This window comes from Gemmatimonadota bacterium, from assembly GCA_022560615.1.
Classification (GTDB): Bacteria; Gemmatimonadota; Gemmatimonadetes; order Longimicrobiales; family Gaopeijiaceae; genus UBA1138.
This window is the reverse complement of the sequence record JADFSR010000001.1, coordinates 341,718-357,094: the sequence shown is the minus strand read 5'-3', so window position 1 is coordinate 357,094 and position 15,377 is coordinate 341,718. Positions and strand designations below refer to the sequence as shown.

At 66.2% G+C, this 15,377-nt stretch carries 14 protein-coding genes and 1 pseudogene; 6 read left to right on the top strand and 9 right to left on the bottom strand.

From position 1 onward, the window contains the following. Positions 1 to 67 precede the first annotated feature (67 nt). Genes IIB36_01640 through uppS form a run of 3 tightly spaced genes read left to right on the top strand, consistent with a single transcriptional unit; the run spans position 68 to position 1,769 of the window. A complete protein-coding gene (locus IIB36_01640; GenBank protein ID MCH7530449.1) occupies positions 68 to 619 on the top strand; it encodes a hypothetical protein in 552 nt (183 codons plus the stop codon). After that, the gene (locus IIB36_01635; protein MCH7530448.1) at positions 609 to 995 is read left to right on the top strand and encodes a transcriptional regulator; all 387 of its coding nucleotides are present in this window, start codon (positions 609 to 611) and stop codon (positions 993 to 995) included. Before IIB36_01640 ends, IIB36_01635 begins: the two co-directional genes overlap by 11 nt. Before the next feature lie 45 nt (positions 996 to 1,040). Next, positions 1,041 to 1,769 carry a di-trans,poly-cis-decaprenylcistransferase gene (gene uppS / locus IIB36_01630; GenBank protein ID MCH7530447.1) on the top strand — a complete coding sequence of 243 codons (729 nt, stop codon included), beginning with the start codon at positions 1,041 to 1,043 and terminating at the stop codon, positions 1,767 to 1,769. 66 nt (positions 1,770 to 1,835) lie between these two features. On the opposite strand, the pseudogene IIB36_01625 reads toward uppS, so the two are convergent. Together IIB36_01625 and IIB36_01620 are read right to left on the bottom strand one after the other, a co-directional pair. Beyond that, positions 1,836 to 2,259 (bottom strand): annotated as a pseudogene (locus IIB36_01625) (methylated-DNA--[protein]-cysteine S-methyltransferase). A 375-nt stretch (positions 2,260 to 2,634) separates the two neighbouring features. After that, entirely contained in the window at positions 2,635 to 2,850 is a 216-nt protein-coding gene (locus IIB36_01620) for a hypothetical protein (protein MCH7530446.1), read from the bottom strand. 396 nt (positions 2,851 to 3,246) lie between these two features. Here IIB36_01620 and IIB36_01615 point away from each other — a divergent pair, with 396 nt between their 5' ends. After that, the gene (locus IIB36_01615; protein MCH7530445.1) at positions 3,247 to 6,282 is read left to right on the top strand and encodes an AAA family ATPase; all 3,036 of its coding nucleotides are present in this window, start codon (positions 3,247 to 3,249) and stop codon (positions 6,280 to 6,282) included. Positions 6,283 to 6,290: 8 nt separating this feature from the next. Here IIB36_01615 and IIB36_01610 read toward each other — a convergent pair whose 3' ends face one another. Together IIB36_01610 and modB are read right to left on the bottom strand one after the other, a co-directional pair. Continuing rightward, positions 6,291 to 6,935: an ATP-binding cassette domain-containing protein gene (locus tag IIB36_01610; protein MCH7530444.1), complete on the bottom strand. Its 645-nt coding sequence runs from the start codon at positions 6,933 to 6,935 to the stop codon at positions 6,291 to 6,293. Beyond that, on the bottom strand, positions 6,925 to 8,322 hold the full coding sequence (gene modB, locus IIB36_01605; protein MCH7530443.1) for a molybdate ABC transporter permease subunit: 1,398 nt from the start codon (positions 8,320 to 8,322) through the stop codon (positions 6,925 to 6,927). The genes IIB36_01610 and modB overlap by 11 nt, the downstream gene beginning before the upstream one ends. 281 nt (positions 8,323 to 8,603) lie before the next feature. On the opposite strand from modB, the gene IIB36_01600 reads away from it, so the two are divergent. Beyond that, positions 8,604 to 8,768, top strand: a complete 165-nt coding sequence (locus IIB36_01600) for a hypothetical protein (GenBank protein MCH7530442.1) — start codon at positions 8,604 to 8,606, stop codon at positions 8,766 to 8,768. After that, positions 8,762 to 9,523, top strand: coding sequence for a 4'-phosphopantetheinyl transferase superfamily protein (locus IIB36_01595; GenBank protein ID MCH7530441.1), 762 nt, complete (start codon positions 8,762 to 8,764; stop codon positions 9,521 to 9,523). Before IIB36_01600 ends, IIB36_01595 begins: the two co-directional genes overlap by 7 nt. On the opposite strand, the gene IIB36_01590 is transcribed toward IIB36_01595, so the two are convergent. From IIB36_01590 to IIB36_01570, 5 genes are read right to left on the bottom strand one after another with little or no spacing between them, the layout of a single operon-like run. Further along, positions 9,498 to 10,652: a hypothetical protein gene (locus IIB36_01590; GenBank protein MCH7530440.1), complete on the bottom strand. Its 1,155-nt coding sequence runs from the start codon at positions 10,650 to 10,652 to the stop codon at positions 9,498 to 9,500. The genes IIB36_01595 and IIB36_01590 overlap by 26 nt on opposite strands. After that, positions 10,649 to 11,551: a hypothetical protein gene (locus tag IIB36_01585; GenBank protein MCH7530439.1), complete on the bottom strand. Its 903-nt coding sequence runs from the start codon at positions 11,549 to 11,551 to the stop codon at positions 10,649 to 10,651. The genes IIB36_01590 and IIB36_01585 overlap by 4 nt, the downstream gene beginning before the upstream one ends. Further along, positions 11,548 to 12,960: a sigma-54-dependent Fis family transcriptional regulator gene (locus IIB36_01580; GenBank protein ID MCH7530438.1), complete on the bottom strand. Its 1,413-nt coding sequence runs from the start codon at positions 12,958 to 12,960 to the stop codon at positions 11,548 to 11,550. The genes IIB36_01585 and IIB36_01580 overlap by 4 nt, the downstream gene beginning before the upstream one ends. A 10-nt stretch (positions 12,961 to 12,970) precedes the next feature. Then, a complete protein-coding gene (locus IIB36_01575) occupies positions 12,971 to 14,398 on the bottom strand; it encodes a HAMP domain-containing histidine kinase (GenBank protein ID MCH7530437.1) in 1,428 nt (475 codons plus the stop codon). A gap of 8 nt (positions 14,399 to 14,406) precedes the next feature. Continuing rightward, complete coding sequence (locus tag IIB36_01570) at positions 14,407 to 15,366, bottom strand: hypothetical protein (protein MCH7530436.1); 960 nt, start codon at positions 15,364 to 15,366, stop codon at positions 14,407 to 14,409. Between the last annotated feature and the right edge of the window lie 11 nt (positions 15,367 to 15,377).

Genomic DNA, 15,377 nt, shown 5'->3' with positions numbered 1-15,377 from the left:
CATGAACCTGCCAGCCCGAAGACTCAGCGATCCCGATCGGGGGCCCGCGGCTCTACACGATCGGGCGATGGACAATCTGCGTTACATCCGCGAGACGATGCAGCGCTCAGCGTCTTTCACCCACGTCTCGGGGATCGGTGGCGTCCTCATGGGCCTGATCGCGATCGCCACCGCGCTGATCGCGTCCAGGTCCGCCGCTCCCACGGTGTGGGTAGTGACGTGGCTCGCATCTGCGGTCGCTTCCCTTGCAGTCGCCACGGTCTCGATGGCGCGAAAGTCCGCTGCCGCCGGGGAGGGGTTGCTCACCGGCCCGGGCCGCAAATTCGCCTGGAACGTGATCCCGCCGTTAGCGGTCGGTGCGGTGCTCACCGTGGTGTTCATCCGAGCCGCACTGATCGACCAACTGCCGGGCGCCTGGCTACTGCTTTACGGCACGGGCATCGTCACCGGCGGTTCGTATTCCGTTAGGCCTGTTCCGCTCATGGGTGCCGCATTCATGGGTCTGGGAACCATCGCCTTCTTCGCGCCGGCCGCGTGGGGAAACGCTTTCATGGCCGCCGGTTTCGGTGGCCTACACATCTTGTTCGGTATAGTGATCTGGAGGAAACATGGCGGCTAGACAGGGGGCACTGCCCAAGGAAGAAACACGTGCTCGGTCCGCCTCGTTGCCGGAAGTCCGCGTACAGCACGCGCAGGCCGAGGTGTTGGAGCTCGACAGGCTGATTCACGAGCGGGTACGGCTCGGTATCGTGAGCGCTCTCGCCGTAAACGGCTCGCTCACGTTCACCGACCTCAAGGAGTTGCTCGGCACCACGGATGGCAACTTGAGCGCGCACGCTCGACGGCTCGAGGACGCCGGGTACGTGACGTGTGAAAAATCGTTCGAGGGCAGAATGCCGAGGACCGAGTATGCGTTGACGGAGGTGGGTCGGCGCGAGCTGCGGCTCTATCTGGACCACATGGAGGCCATCATCCGTGCAACGCGCGATGTCTGACCATCTCACCACGACGTCCCCCGTTTTTTTTCGGAGTCAGGCTCTATGACACAGAGTGCTCTTCGTGCGGCCGATCGACACGGGCTGCACGTGGCGATCATCATGGATGGGAACGGGCGGTGGGCCCGACGGCGTGGACGCCGCCGCGAGTGGGGTCACCGCGAAGGTGCAAAGGCGGTCCGTCGAGTGGTCGAGGCATCACCCGACCTCGGCATCAACGTCCTGACCTTGTACGCGTTTTCATCCGACAACTGGCAGCGGCCCGAGCGGGAAGTCCGGCTGCTCATGAAGCTGTTCCGCCGATACTTGAAGAGTGAGATCGCCGAGCTGAAGGCCGAGGGTGTGCGCCTCCAGGTCATCGGTCGACGCGATCGCCTCGCGCCGGACCTCGTGCGGCTGATTGAGGAGTCGGAGGAAGCCACCGCCATGGGTCGCCGACTTTCGCTGCGACTAGCCGTGGACTACTCGAGCCGCGACCTACTCGTGTCCGCCATCCGTGCGGCAGCCGCCGGCACCGACCTCGATCGGGCTTCGCTCTCTCTGTTGCTCGGCCAAGCGATGCACACCGAGGAGCCCGCACCGGATGTCGACCTCCTGATACGAACGGGCGGCGAGAAGCGGTTGAGCGACTTCCTCCTATGGGAGTGTGCCTACGCAGAGCTCGTATTCACCGACCTCATGTGGCCGGATTTCCAGGGCGACGCCCTCGCGCGGGCGGTGTCCGAGTTCTCCAGTCGCAACCGGCGGTTGGGACAGGTCGCCGAAGCCAGTTGATGAGATCTAACACTAAGTCCGACCATCAGTTACGGATGTCTCTAGCTCCAGTAGGCGCTGTTTTCGCTACAAGCCGCCGCCGTATCCCACGAGCTTGCCGTCGGCGCCCACCACGCGGTGACACGGGACGATTGATCGCCAGCGCATTCATGCCGTTCGCGCTGCCGACCGCACGCACTGCGGAGGCATGGCCGATTCCATGGGCCAACTCCGCATAGCTGCGAGTCTCCCCGTATGGAATCTCCGCCAACGCCCGCCACACAGTTTTCTGAAAGTCGGTACCCGGGGCGGTCGTGGGAACAGAGAAGGCCTCGAGCATTCCGGCGAAATACGACTCGACCTCAAGCGCTGTCCGGTCGACGATGGGGTTCCGGTCAGGCACGAACACGGCACCGAGACCTTTGCGGATTCTTGCGACCTGCGTGGGCAGCGCCCGGCGGTCGACGAACTCTAGCAGGCAGAGCGCATCGTCCGTCGCTCCCACCAACATGGGTCCGAGCGGAGTAGTGATCCGCCGTATGCGAACGACCGTCGCGCCCTCCAGCTCGGTCGGACTCGAGCCGAAGTACTGCCAAAACGCCGCCTGAAAGCCCGAGAGGGAGTCGTAGTCCGCATCGAAGGCGGCCCGACTCACGCGTGAGCCGCCCCTTCACATGCCCCAGGGCTGCACCGAGGCGCCGGGCGCGCCCATATGCGTGGAACGTCATGCCGTGATGCTGCGTTGAACCAACGCCGCACGCGCGGCGGACTCAGACCGGCTTCACGCACGTCCTGGTCGGTCCAGCGGCGGCCCGGGTCGGCCTCGATTTGAGCGAGCAGGGGACGTAGCCACTCCGGAGCTGTGCCGCTCGGCTCCATGGGTCTGCTACCGCTTGCACGGCCGAAAACCCGAAAGCAGCGCCTCATGGGCGGTGCCGAAGAAGCGAAGATGTTCCGGGCGGGGCTTCTTGGCCGCGCACGTCGGTCGGCAGAAGATCCCGGTCGTCTGGACTCCGGTGACGAAGATTCCGTCGTAGGAGATATCACGCGCGAGGAACGCCTCGAGCATGACCTGGTCGGTCGGTAGTTCGTATGTAATCATGGCTGAAACATAGGGACCGACGCTCGGGACTCTACCGGAGTCTGAACGTCGAATTCTACGATGTCAGAACGCCCGCCACAGCCAGGCCGCGAAGAGGTCGTCGTCAGATCTACGTCATCTCCGTGGTGGTGCTACGTCACCTTGCGTACGGCTCGAGGGGCAGGGTTCCCGCAGAATAGGGTCCAAGACCAGGAAACCCGAGGAGCTTCCCGCTAGATGACCTTCCAAGTCCACCCAGCGCACCGTCTGCTCCGGCACCTTCGCAACAGCCGCCCCGGAAGCGAGCGAACCGTCATGTCTCACGAAGACGGGACCGAATTGCATCAGCCTGTTGCGTCTGTGACACGAAGCCTAGCTTCGGGCCCGCATCAATACTCGACGCCCCGGGGCAATCGAATGAGCCACGCTTCGCTTGGATCGGGAGCTCAGCGGTCCGATGGCGAGCGATTCGTGGGACCGCTGCCGCTCGTTGGACGAACGCGAGAACTTGCGATGCTCGAGGCGCTCATCGAAGGCCCCGATCGCGCGGCGTCCCTCGTGCTGGTTTCGGGCGAGGGAGGGGTCGGCAAGTCCCGGCTCGTCGCCGAGCTCGCGGGACGCGCCGAGACTCGCGGTTGGCACGTGGCGCGCGGTAGGGCATACCCGGTGGAGAGGGGCGTTCCGTACGCACTCTTCGCCGACGCATTTCTGCCGCTTTTGGGCGCCATGGACCCCGATACGCTCACGGTACTCAGCAGGGGCGGTGAGGCCGAGTTGAGCTACCTCTTCCCGGCGCTCGCCGCCGGCCGGGACGAGGGCAGCGACGCAGCCGGGGGTAACCCGGAGGAGTTCCGCACGCGTCTGATGTGGAACTTCGCGGAGTTCTTGAAGAACTACTCGGCGCGCTCCCCGTTGCTCGTCGTGCTCGAGGATTTGCAATGGGCCGATGAGTCTTCGCTCCACTTGCTGCACTTCCTCGCCCGGCAGTCAGGCGAACAGCCCCTCGTCCTAATCGGTACGTACAACGATTCGGACAGGGATCGCAGCCCACAGCTCGTGAAGACCGAGCGCTCTCTGCTCTCGCTCGGCGCCGCCGAGGCACTCCGCCTCACTCCGCTCAGCCGCGAGCACGTCACTGAGCTCCTCTGCCGCGCGTTCGCTGTCGATGCGGAACAGGTCGGTGAGTTTTCCGCCATGCTTTTCGGATGGACCCAGGGGAACGCGTTCTTCCTCGAGGAGATCATCAAAGCGTTGGTGGCCAACGGCCGCATCAGCAGCAAACAGGGCGTGTGGATCGGCTGGGATGCCGAGGACTTCCGCCTTCCCAGAACGATTCGGGACGCCGTGCTCGGGCGCATCGAGACGTTCTCCGACGACGCTCGAACGGTCGCTGAGCTCGCGGCCGTGATCGGCACCCGGGCGAGCTACCCGCTCCTGGCAGCGATCAGCGGTCTACCCGAGGCAGCGCTGCTGTCCGCCCTGGAGGAGCTGTGTGCGCATCTGGTGCTCAACGAACGGGCGGAGGCCGGCGGCGCGGTCGTATACGACTTCGCGCACCCCCTGGTCCAGCAGACGCTGTACGGTGAGTTCGGGCTCCAGCGCGCTCGGGTCCTGCACGGGGCCGTGGCCGAAGCGATGGAAGCCTTCTACGGCTCCTCATCGATGGATCACGCGGACGAGTTGGCCTTCCACTTCGCCCGGACGGACGCGGGGCACCTCCGCGGAAAGGCAGCGCGGTATCTCGCGGCGGCCGGCCAGCAAGCGTTGGAGCGACGCGCGGACCGGGAGGCGGTGAACTACCTGCGGTCGGCACTCGAACGGACCGACTCAGAGGACACCGATGGTCCGGCACGCGCCGACCTGGTGCCTCATCTCGCGCGGGCGCATCAGCACCTGGGCGAGTTCGAGCCCGCTGTCGAGCTCTGGACGAGTGCTCTCGCCGAAGTACCGCCCGAGCATCCCAAGCACCCCGCGGTCCGGCGGGCGCTCGGCATGGCGCACTTCTGGTGCGGTCGGCACACCGACGCCCAGGAGCATCTCGATATCGGGCTGGAGAGAGCGCGCGCGCTGGGCGACCAGGCTGAGCTGGTGCGCCTGACGATCGCGAAAGGGCACCTTCTGAATGAACTCGGGATGGGGACGGAGGCGATCGAAACGGTGTTGCTCGCGCTGCCGATCGCTGAGGGGCTTGGCAGCCCTCACCTGCTCGCGCGTGTGCACCGCGCGTTGGCGCTGCTCCACGTATGGATCGGGCCGCCGCACAGGACCCGCGAACACGCCACGAGGGCGATCGAGTTGGCTCGGGAAGTCGGAGACCTATCGATCGAGTTCTGGGCGCGCTGGGCTCTGGCCGTCTTGAGCGGCATGTCGGGCGCCGTCGAGGAGACGGCGGCGGCGATCGACGAACTGAACGACCTCGCGGGCCGCTGGCGCTCACCGGTCCTTCGGCTGTGGAGCGCCGAATTGGCGATCGAGTCGGCGTGGGCACGCGGGGATTGGGACGCGGGCACTGCCTTGGGCGAACAGGCGATCACGCTCGCGCGCAACCTCAACCAGCGGACATTGCTCCCCAGACTGCTCGTGTGCACTTCCTTCTTCTACGTCGGCAGGGGACAACTCGAGCAGGCGCGGGCGCTCGTCGACGAGGCCGCGGAGATTTCCGGGCTCGGGAACGAAGAGGGGCCGATCGACGTTCACCAGGTCGTGCCCGCGTACATCGGACTGGCACACTACCTGCTCGGACTCGGCGAGTACAAGCAAGCGATCGAAGCGGCAGAGAACGGTCTGCGGATCGCCGAGGGAACAGAATACGTCCTGTGGGCGATCCACCGAATGCTGCCGATCCTGGGCGAGGCGTGCTTGTGGGCAGGAGAGATCGACCGGGCCGAGGCAGTCAGCGTTCGCATGCGTGAGCACGCGCGACAGCTCGACCACAAGCTCGGCTTCTGTTGGGCCGACGCGATCGACGCGCTGGTGTGCTGGAAGCGGGGAGATCCAAAGTCGGCGATTGACCTCATGCGTCAGGCAGCGGAAGCTCTCGAGGAGATCCCGATCATTCCGGACGCCGCGCGAATCCGGCGCCAGCTCGCGGGCCGTCTGGCCGAGATCGACCGCCCAGACGAGGCGGCCGACGAACTCAAGCGCGTCTACGACATCTTCCGGAAGCTCGGAGCCGAACTGGAGTTGGAGAAGACGAGGGTCCAGCTCCGCGAGATCGGGCATCGCCCCCCCCCCAGGCGGGTCGGTGGGGGAGTCGCCGGACTCACCGCTCGTGAGCTGGAAGTCGCTCGACTCGTCGCTCAGCGCCTGTCGAACAAGGCCATCGGAAGAAAGCTCGGTATGGCGACCCGCACGGCCTCCACCCACCTCTCGAACATCTTCCACAAGCTCGAGGTGGGGTCGCGCGGCGAACTGGCCGACCTGATCCGCGAGAAGGGGCTGCTCGAGGAGTAACGCTCGAGCTACTCGCGCACGAGCTCACCGTCCGAAAGGTGCCACCGCTCCTCGGCAAGCACTTCGGCGTCCGTCTCGTCGTGACTGACGAGCACGAGCGGGACACCGCGCTGCGCAGACCATTGCCCCACAACGCGAGCGAGCTCAGCGCGCAGGGGTCGGTCGAGAGCCGAGAACGGCTCGTCCAGCAACAAGAGCTTCGGTTCGGCGAGCAGCGCCCGTCCAAGCGCCACGCGTTGCCGCTCCCCACCCGAGAGTCGCCGGGGTCGCCGCTCGAGCAGCCCCGTGATCTGCAAGAGGTGGGCGGTCTCCTCGACGGCGGCGACGGAAGAGCCCCCGTAGCCGAGATTGTCCCGCACTGTCAGGTGAGGGAAGAGTAAGACCTCCTGGGGAACCCACCCGACCCGCCGCCGCCACGGCGGCACGAGGGTCCCGGTGGCGTCGTCCTGCCATCGCTGGTCGCCGAAGGTCACGACCCCTCGCGCGCGTCGCTCCACGCCGGCGAGCACGCGCAGAATCGTGCTCTTGCCCGCCCCGGAGGGACCCACGATCGCGATCGCACCGCTCTCGGTGTCCAGTTTCACTCGCATCGTCTTCGACGCCACCGGAATCTCGAAATCCAGGCCGAGCCTGTACTGAGCGTCAGTAGCCATGTCGGTCTTCCAATCGAAGCTTCTGTCGGCGAGAGAGCGCCTCGAATCCGAACAGAGCCAGCATGGAGATCGCGACGCTGGCGCCGACCAGCACCCAGATCGTGCTCCGGCCAGACGGCGATTCGAGCAGCGTGTAGACCGCGAGCGCGATCGTCCGTGTGGACCCCTCGACGTTCCCCGCCAAGACCACCGTTGCGCCGAACTCGCCCAAGGCACGGGCGAACGCCAGCACGGCACCGGCCGCGATGCCCGGGAGCGCGAGCGGCAAGGAGATCCGGAAGAAGGTCCGACGTGGGGGAACGCCCAGCGTCCACGACAGCTCCTCGTACATCGGATCCACGGCCTCGAAGGCGCCGCGAATCGAAATCACGTAGAGCGGGAACCCCACGACGAACGCCGCAATCGCGGCGCCCAAGATCGTGAAGGGAACCGGCAGCCCCAGAGACGCAAGCCGGCTTCCCAGGGGCGTTCCCCCGCCGAGCAAACTGAGGAGAAGAAAGCCGGTCACAACCGGTGGCATGACCAGCGGTGCCATGACCAGCGTCGAGAGCAGCGCCTTGCCCGGGAACTCCCGGCGGGCCAGCAGCCACCCGAGGCCGACGGCTGGCACCAACCCGGCGACCGTTGCCAGCAACGCGACCATGAGCGAGAGCCGTATCGCGGACGCCACTGCCGGCGCCTGGATCACGGCGCCAGCTGGCGGAGCCTGCGCCGCCGACGGCACCACTTCTGCGAATCCCGCAGCCTCGACAATGGCTCGACCCTCCTCGCTGACCACGAAGCGCAGGAAGGCGGCGGTCGATTCCGGGGCGTCCGAAGAGCTCAACGGGGCAGCCCAATACAGGACCGGTGGGTGGCTACTCACCTCGAACGCGAACGCGACCCGCACACCCGGTTCGGCGGCCGCGTCCGTCCGGTATACAATGCCGACGGGCACCTCCCCCCGGGCTACCCACTCCAAGGCACCGCGCACCGAGCCGCCACGCACCACCTTGTCCGCCACTTCGGCCCACACACCCGTCGCTTCAAGCGCTGCGCGCGCGTAGCGGCCTGCGGGCACGTTCTCCCCCGCGAGCGCGATGCGGGGGAAGCGCACGAGGTCCGCGGGCGTGGCGGGTGGACTCGCGGCAGCCGGCACGACGACGACGAGCTCGTTGGCCGCGAAGGGCACTGGTGTGCCTTCGCGAACGGTCGCGCGCTCCTCGAGCCAGTCCATCCACTCGAGGTCGGCCGCGAAGAACGCATCCGCGGAGGAGCTCTGCAACGCCTGCACGGCGAGCCGCGAGGTGGCATCGAAGGAGAAGCGCACTTCGGCACCACCCGCCCGCCGCCACGCGTCGGCGAGCCGGGGAAGCACGTCCGCGAGCGAAGAGGCCGCCAGAACCAAGAGGGAAGAATCGGGTGCAGCCCTCGCCGACCATACCATCGGCTCGAGGCCAGCGCGCGCTGTCTCGCCAGCGACGGCCTCCGCCCGAAGGAATGGAAGAAGACAGAACGCCACGACCCACCCCGTCACACGAACGTGAGGGGCGTGAAGCGCGCGGGCACAACGGCGCGGACGGGAGATTCGGGCAACGGCGGACACAGGCCGCCCACGGTACCCAACAGCACGACACCGCGGCAAGGTCCGCACTTGCTGGGCCCCCTCCTTCTTGCGTCCTTTCCGCCATGACGCCGGCAAGCGAAGGCGCCTCTGTCGCCGAAATCTTGATCGATGTGCGCCGCCCCGAGCTCGACTCGTTCGGGCACGTGAACCACGCGGTCTTCCTCACCTATCTGGAGCACGCGCGCTTTGAAGCGATGAAGCCGATCAGCCTTCTAGGTCCGTGCTGATCGTCGGGAACGACGTCGTCGACCTCACCGATCCAAGGGTGTCGGGGAAGGCATCAGACGCGCGTTTCCTGGAGCGGATCTTCACCGAAGGGGAGCGCGCTGCAATCGCCGGCGCTCCTGACCCGGACCTCGAACTTTGGCAACGGTGGGCCGCGAAAGAAGCGGCGTACAAGGCGGTGTCCAAGCTGCGGGGGAGTCCCCCGGCCTTCGCACATCGGACCTTCGTCGTCTCGTGGTCTCACCCGAGTGAGCGCGACGGCTCGCCCGGGCTTCGGTCGGGCTCTGTCCGCTACGAGTCGACGATCATCGACATCGAGGCGGCCTGGGACCGCCAAACAGTGCACGTGGTCGGCTGGCTTGGCGATCCCACGCGTTCACCGAAGGACGACCAGCTCAACAGCCGACTGGCACGACTCGATGAGGCCGGGGCTGCTTGGTCCGGTCCGCGCACGGAGTTGGAGCGCAGGCTGAGCCCTCGCGAGTTGGAGGCCGTACATTCGCAGGCTTCCTTGGCTGTCCGGATCGCCGCACGCACCGCGATCGCTGATGCCCTCGCCGTCGATGAGCAGCGGCTCGAGATCGTTTGTGCTCCCGGCAAGCCCGGCCGCCGGCTGCCGGCCGTATTATTGGACGGAGAGCGGGGCACGGTCGACGTCTCCCTCTCGCACGACGGCGACTGGATCGCCTGGGCGTTCGCGGTGCAGCCGGGGCGCAACATGCCTGCCCCCGTTAGCGATCGTTCGGCCGGTAGTTGAGGAAGACGGAGAGCCCGAAGCGCTGGTAGTAGGCGTTTCCGATGTCGGTCTCAGCGCGGGTCCACCCGAGTCGGACACCGCCATCCAGATTGCTTCGAATCGAGCGCACCAGCTCGGCGTACGCGATCGACGCATTATCGGCCTCCTCGCCCGGAACCAAGAGCGCGAAGTTGGGCTCGTTCACGTAGCTCTTGGTCGTGAGCAGAGCCAGCACGCTCAGCGTCAGCTGCCCGGGCAGGGGCGCGCTCAGCTCAGCCGACACACTGAGCGCATCGTACTCCGGCCGGTTCGAGTTCGAGCGGTTGAGTGTGCCTTCAAGCCCGACAAGGACGATCAGCTCGCCCACATGTCTCCAGCGGAGTCCCGCGCGCACCGTGCGATCGCGCCGGAAGGGATCGTCCGCATCGAAGCTCCCCTGGTGCCCGTACTCGCTCCAGCGCACGCCGCCGAAGAACCGAATCATCGAGGATTCACCCAACGCGGCTCCTAGCTCGAAACCGGCCGCGCGGCGATCGAGTAGGTCGAGCTGGGGCACGAACTTTAGCGCGCGGTAGTCGGCAGACTCGATGTCGGCGACCAGGTCGAAGGCCACACCCTGGAACGAGCGGGTCAGGAGCCCCACCGCTCCGTTCACGGTGGCGTACCCAGGCTGCATGAAGAGCGGCATGGGAGGACGATCCCGAACGGAGCGTGTGTCGACGCCGCCACGAACCGATCCGGTCGCCCAGGAGCCCAGGGTCTGTTGGAACTCCAGGGAGCTACTCCCAACCCACTCACGAGGCGCGTAGTCTCGGAGTCTGAAGCCCAGCGCGGCAGCCTGCCGTACGCCTCCGTCCAATTCGAGCGTAAGCCGCTGACGTTCCCGCTCGAGCAAGACCAGCGTACCCCTGACGCCGATCTCGCCCCCGGCGGCTGTCGCTTGATCGGTGCTGTCGACAACGGCGACTGTGACCGCCGAGAAGTTTCCAGTGTAGCGCTGGGCGGAACCGCCCATGGTGAAGACGAGGTCGGACCAGCGCACTTGACCAGCCGCCTGGTGGGGCAAGAGGAGCGCGGCGAGCATTGCCGCCCACCGGGTGTAGCAGGCCGCTGCGCGCAACGAGGTCCGGAACGCTCCACCGCGCCTCATGATCGACTCCTCACTCGGGCGCGGAAATCCCTCGCTCTGAAGAGGAGAAGGTCCCGTTGCTCGAGCAGCATCTGCCGGTAAGCGCGTTTCGCCTCGATGCGCTCGTCGAGCGTCACCGGTCGCCCACCGACTGCGGTGCTGTCCGTGGCCTGCACCGCCGGATCGGCCCCGGCTGTCGTCCCGGTCGGCGGCCGGAGGTCACCGAAGCGTGCTGTCCCGGCGATGAAGTCAAGATGGCGCCGCAGCATGTCCCGCCGGCTTCTCAGTTGGCTGATCTCGTCGTCGATGCTCGGGATCAGCGAATCTATGCGCGCGGCGTAGCGTTCGAGGACCTGCGCCTTGCCGAGCATCTGAGCCGGCCCGTCGCGGGGATCGATTGCGATGTCGGGCATCGCCACCGGATCGAGGCTGTCGTTTTCGACGTCGGTTTCGAGGGCGGCCAACTCGTTCGACACCACGCGCAGCAGGTTGTCGAAGTCGCGCCTCTGTTGGACGCTCGGTGCGGTGTCGGCCAATTCGATGAGTTCGATCTGCTGCACTATGAGCACGTCGATCAACGCCTGCCGCAAAGACCGCAACCTATCTGCGGCAGCAGCGACTCGGTTCGCGGCATCCGCAAGGGGAGCCGAGCTCGCCAGGGCGTAGGAGAGAGCGCGGCTCAATTCCGCGTCGTCGCGAGCGCGCCTTGCACCTTCGATTTCAAGCAGCGCGCTGTTGAAGCGACGATCGACCACCCTTTGGGCGGTTTGTGCGGAATCATGTAGCGAGACGGCACCCTGGTACTCGAGCCTGAGTTCGCCGACGAGCTCTTCGGTCGACTGTGCGTCCCCCGGCTCAGTGATCACGAGCCCGGTCGCAACTGCGAGCAGCATGCCGAAGCCCCTGCGCCCGGACTTCACGCCTCGATCCCGTACTTCTCGAGCTTGTAGTAGAGAGCGCTCGCCTTGAGTCCCAGAAGTCGCGCGGCTTCCGCTTTCACTCCGTCTGCCTGCTCGAGCGCCTGGCGAAGGAGCCGTTCTTCGATCCCCTCCACGGCCTGCGTCAAATCCAAGCCTCCCATGGGCAACTCGGCCTCTGAGCCGGTGTCGAAGCCGGCGAGGCCTCCCGCGGCACCGTTCCCTCCAAGAGGGGGAAGCTCGTGCACGTCCAACTCGGTTGAATCGGCCAGCACGAGCGACCGCTCGATCACGTTCTCGAGCTCACGCACGTTTCCCGGCCACGTGTACGCCGCAAGTCGCTTCAAGGCATCCGCGGTAGCCGCGCGAACAGGAGAAGCGGTACGGTCGCGCAACTTGTCGATGAAGTGGTCGACCAATAGTGGGATGTCCTCCCTTCGCTCACGGAGCGGTGGGAGAACCACCGGAACCACGTGCAGCCGATAGAAGAGGTCCTCCCGGAAGGCGCCATCGGAGAGCAGCGCCTCGGGTGACGAGTTCGTGGCCGTGATGATGCGCACGTCTACCGAGATCGTCTCTTCGCCCCCGACGCGCTCGAGTTCCCGCTCCTGCAGAACACGCAGCAACCGTACCTGCGTCGCCTGCGGCACGGTGGCGATCTCGTCGAGAAAGAGCGTGCCTCCATCCGCGAGCTCAAAGCGTCCCCGGCGTCGCTTCTCAGCCCCGGTGAAAGCGCCCTTCTCGTGACCGAAGAGTTCGGAGTCGAGCAGACTTTCGGAAAGCGCGCCGCAGTTGACCCGAACGAATGGTCCGTCCTTGCGGCTGGACCCGGCGTGAACGGCGCGCGCGACCAACTCCTTCCCTGTGCCGGACTCGCCGTAGATCATCACGCTGGACTCGCTGGGGGCGACCCTGCTGATCCAGCGGAAGACCTCCTGCATGGGCTGCGACTCTCCCACCATCTCACCGTATCGGGCGACCGTCTCATCACGCAGGTAGGTGTTCTCGACACGGAGCGCGACGTTTTCGCGACGGAGGCGCAGTCGCTCGGCGCGATCGGCGACAAGCCGGTCCACCTTGACGCCGAACTCCTCCGACGAGAACGGCTTGGTAATGAAGTCGGCAGCGCCGAGCTTCATCGCCTCGACGACCCTCTCGATCGTGCCGTGCGCCGTGATGACCATGACCTCGGTCTCAGGCGTCGAAGCTTTGACTCGCTCGAGCACCTCCATGCCGTTCATACGGGACATCCTGAGGTCGGTGATGACCAGGTCGGCCGCCTCTTCCTCGAGAAGCTCGAGCCCGCGCTGTCCGCTCTCGGCGGACCTCGTACGATGACCGCGGCGCCTCAGGAGGAGCTCGAGCCCCTCCCTGATGGAGTCGTGGTCGTCGATGATGAGGATCTCAGCCATACGTACAGCGCTATTCCGGGCCCGCGATCGCGCGGGGAGGATCTTCCAAGCTGCCAAAATATAGACGGAACTCGGCACCTCTCCCACCATTTCTTTCTGAGCTGTCGGTGAGCTCCACGCGCCCGCCGTTCGCTTCGGCGACCTTCTTCACGATCGCGAGACCGAGGCCGGCACCTTGCTCCTTGTCGGTCACGAACGGTTCGAAGACGCGGCTCCGGAGGTCATCCGGCACGCCGGGCCCGTCGTCGGAGACAGCGATGACTACCTCCGCGTTCTCGATGCGCGCATCGAGGCGCACGTGCTGTGAGGCCTGCGCAGCGTTGCGCAGCAGGTTCAACGTCGCGCGCTTCACGTGCTCATCTCTCACGAGAGCCATCAGCGGCGTCTCCGGCAGAATCAGGTCGAGCGTCCCACCGCGGTCGTCCATTTCGGCCTCGACCAGCTCCACCGCCTCACGGATCGGACCGCGTACGTCGCTCGCGTGCTCCGCCCTGCCCATGGGCCGCGCGAAGGTCAGGAAGTCGCTGATGATGACGTTGAGCGCCGTGACTTCGGTGCGCACGCGCGATATGAGTCGCGCCCTCTCCTCAGGATCCTCGGTCTCCTCCGCCGCGGACGCGAAGAGCTCTAGACCTTCGAGCGGATTCCGAATCTCATGCGCGACCTGCGCAAGCATCAGCCGCAATTGCTCGTCCCGCGTCAGGATGCCCAGTCGCATACGCTCCATCGCACGCGCGAGTCGTCCCACCTCGTGGCCGCCCTCTTCGGCGACCGGTTCCTGCATGTGTCCACGCTGGATCCGGGTCGCGACTCGGGCTAGGCGTTCCAGCGGCTGGACAACGCTTGCCGCCAGGACCGTCGCCAGCAGCACGGCGAGCACCGCAGCGGCCGCGGCGCCGACGAACAAGTTCCGCCGAAGTTGTGCGAGCGGCTGCAGGTAGTCAGCGGGCAGCAGAATGGCGAATACCGTCTCGCGGTCGTCGAGCACCGCGAAACCCCACTTGAATCTTCGACCCTCTAAGCTGAACGAGAGGGTCGTCGCGTCGCCAACGAGTCTGGCCTCTGCGAGCTCAGGCGCGAACAAGGCAAACTGCGGAAGCGGCGCCCCGATCGGAATCGAATCGGCGGGAAAGCTCGTCACCAGCGCCGTGTTGTCCGATCGGATGATGTACGACTCCGGCACCACTGAGCGCAGGCGCTGTAGTCGTGCGTGTGTCGAGGTCCAAATGTCGAGATCCTCGAAGCCCGGCTGGAGGAGTATGACACCCGATGCCGAGAGTCCGATGTCGGCCCCGGCACGCGCGACCCATCGAGCCCGCGTGTCGAGCTCCGCCTCCAGGGCTCTGCCCGCTTGCCACCACGCCGCTGCTCCACCGACCGCGGAGACACCCACCGCGAAGGCAACCATGACGAGAACGAAGCGTCTACGGAGGGACACTCAGCGAATCATCCGCCGCAAGGAACGAACTCGACGCCGACGTCGGCGAATCGGATCGGAGACGGAGTACGCGGCGATACCACGATGTGGAACGGGTAGTGCGTGCGCGCCACCGGCGAGCAGAAATCACCGGGCACCCGCTCGAACAGGTGCGTCAACGTGCCGTTGAGGACCGGGAGGATTCGACGGACTTCGACGCTGTCGCCCGCTTCGTGACGTTGACCCACGGCAGCAACGATGACCATCTCGCTTTCGAAGTCCACTTCGGGCGGCTCCGTACCGCCGGAATGTTCGAGCCAGAAGGCGCTCCACGCCGCGTCGTCCAGGACGGGGAAGGGGGCGGCAAGCGTGGCCATCGTTTCCTCGCCTCGGGCGAGCGTCCCGAACGGCACGCTGCCCTCGTACGCCGACAGGCGCGCCCGTCCCCATGTCGCGTCGCGCGCCGCCAGCGCCGCCTGCACCAATCGCGCTGCAGCCGGCGCAGGGCCAGCGTTCAGCTGCCGCAATTCGGACAGAGAGCGATCCGCACATTGCTGCCACGTCGACGTCGAGTCCCTGGGCAGGTCCATGACCGAGAAGGTGATGCGAGTATGGCCCGGCGGGCAGTCCGCAGTGACCCCGATGTAGAAGTCGGCGGCGGCGATGTCGAGCCGAAGACCGTCGACGCTACTTATGGTGGTGATGAGTTGCACGTACGCCGAGACGAAGGCGAAGGGCTCGCCCGAGCTCTCAACCAGCGATTCGTCGCCGACGAGCCCTCGGTAGGAGATGCGCTCGTAGACGCTCCAGGCACCGGAGGACTGCCACTCGATCCGTTGGAGGAGCATACCGACCGGGATAAACGTCCCGGCTTCGAAGCCCCTTGGCGTTTCAAGCTCGATCGTAATGCTACCCGAGAGGCCGAACCTCAGCGACTCGGGTCCAATCCCGTTGTCGTCTCCACACGCGACTCCGAACACTGCTATCATGAGTGCGCAGG

What these genes read in the sequence shown, in the direction of transcription:
- IIB36_01635 (MCH7530448.1), top strand. Translation starts at nt 609, where the DNA reads ATGGCGGCTAGACAGGGGGCACTGCCCAAGGAAGAAACACGTGCTCGG.
- IIB36_01600 (MCH7530442.1), top strand. Translation starts at nt 8,604, where the DNA reads ATGACGCCGGCAAGCGAAGGCGCCTCTGTCGCCGAAATCTTGATCGAT.
- IIB36_01615 (MCH7530445.1), top strand. Translation starts at nt 3,247, where the DNA reads ATGAGCCACGCTTCGCTTGGATCGGGAGCTCAGCGGTCCGATGGCGAG.
- IIB36_01580 (MCH7530438.1), bottom strand. Translation starts at nt 12,960, where the DNA reads ATGGCTGAGATCCTCATCATCGACGACCACGACTCCATCAGGGAGGGG.
- IIB36_01640 (MCH7530449.1), top strand. Translation starts at nt 68, where the DNA reads ATGGACAATCTGCGTTACATCCGCGAGACGATGCAGCGCTCAGCGTCT.
- IIB36_01570 (MCH7530436.1), bottom strand. Translation starts at nt 15,366, where the DNA reads ATGATAGCAGTGTTCGGAGTCGCGTGTGGAGACGACAACGGGATTGGA.
- IIB36_01620 (MCH7530446.1), bottom strand. Translation starts at nt 2,850, where the DNA reads ATGATTACATACGAACTACCGACCGACCAGGTCATGCTCGAGGCGTTC.
- IIB36_01610 (MCH7530444.1), bottom strand. Translation starts at nt 6,935, where the DNA reads ATGGCTACTGACGCTCAGTACAGGCTCGGCCTGGATTTCGAGATTCCG.
- uppS (MCH7530447.1), top strand. Translation starts at nt 1,041, where the DNA reads ATGACACAGAGTGCTCTTCGTGCGGCCGATCGACACGGGCTGCACGTG.
- IIB36_01590 (MCH7530440.1), bottom strand. Translation starts at nt 10,652, where the DNA reads ATGAGGCGCGGTGGAGCGTTCCGGACCTCGTTGCGCGCAGCGGCCTGC.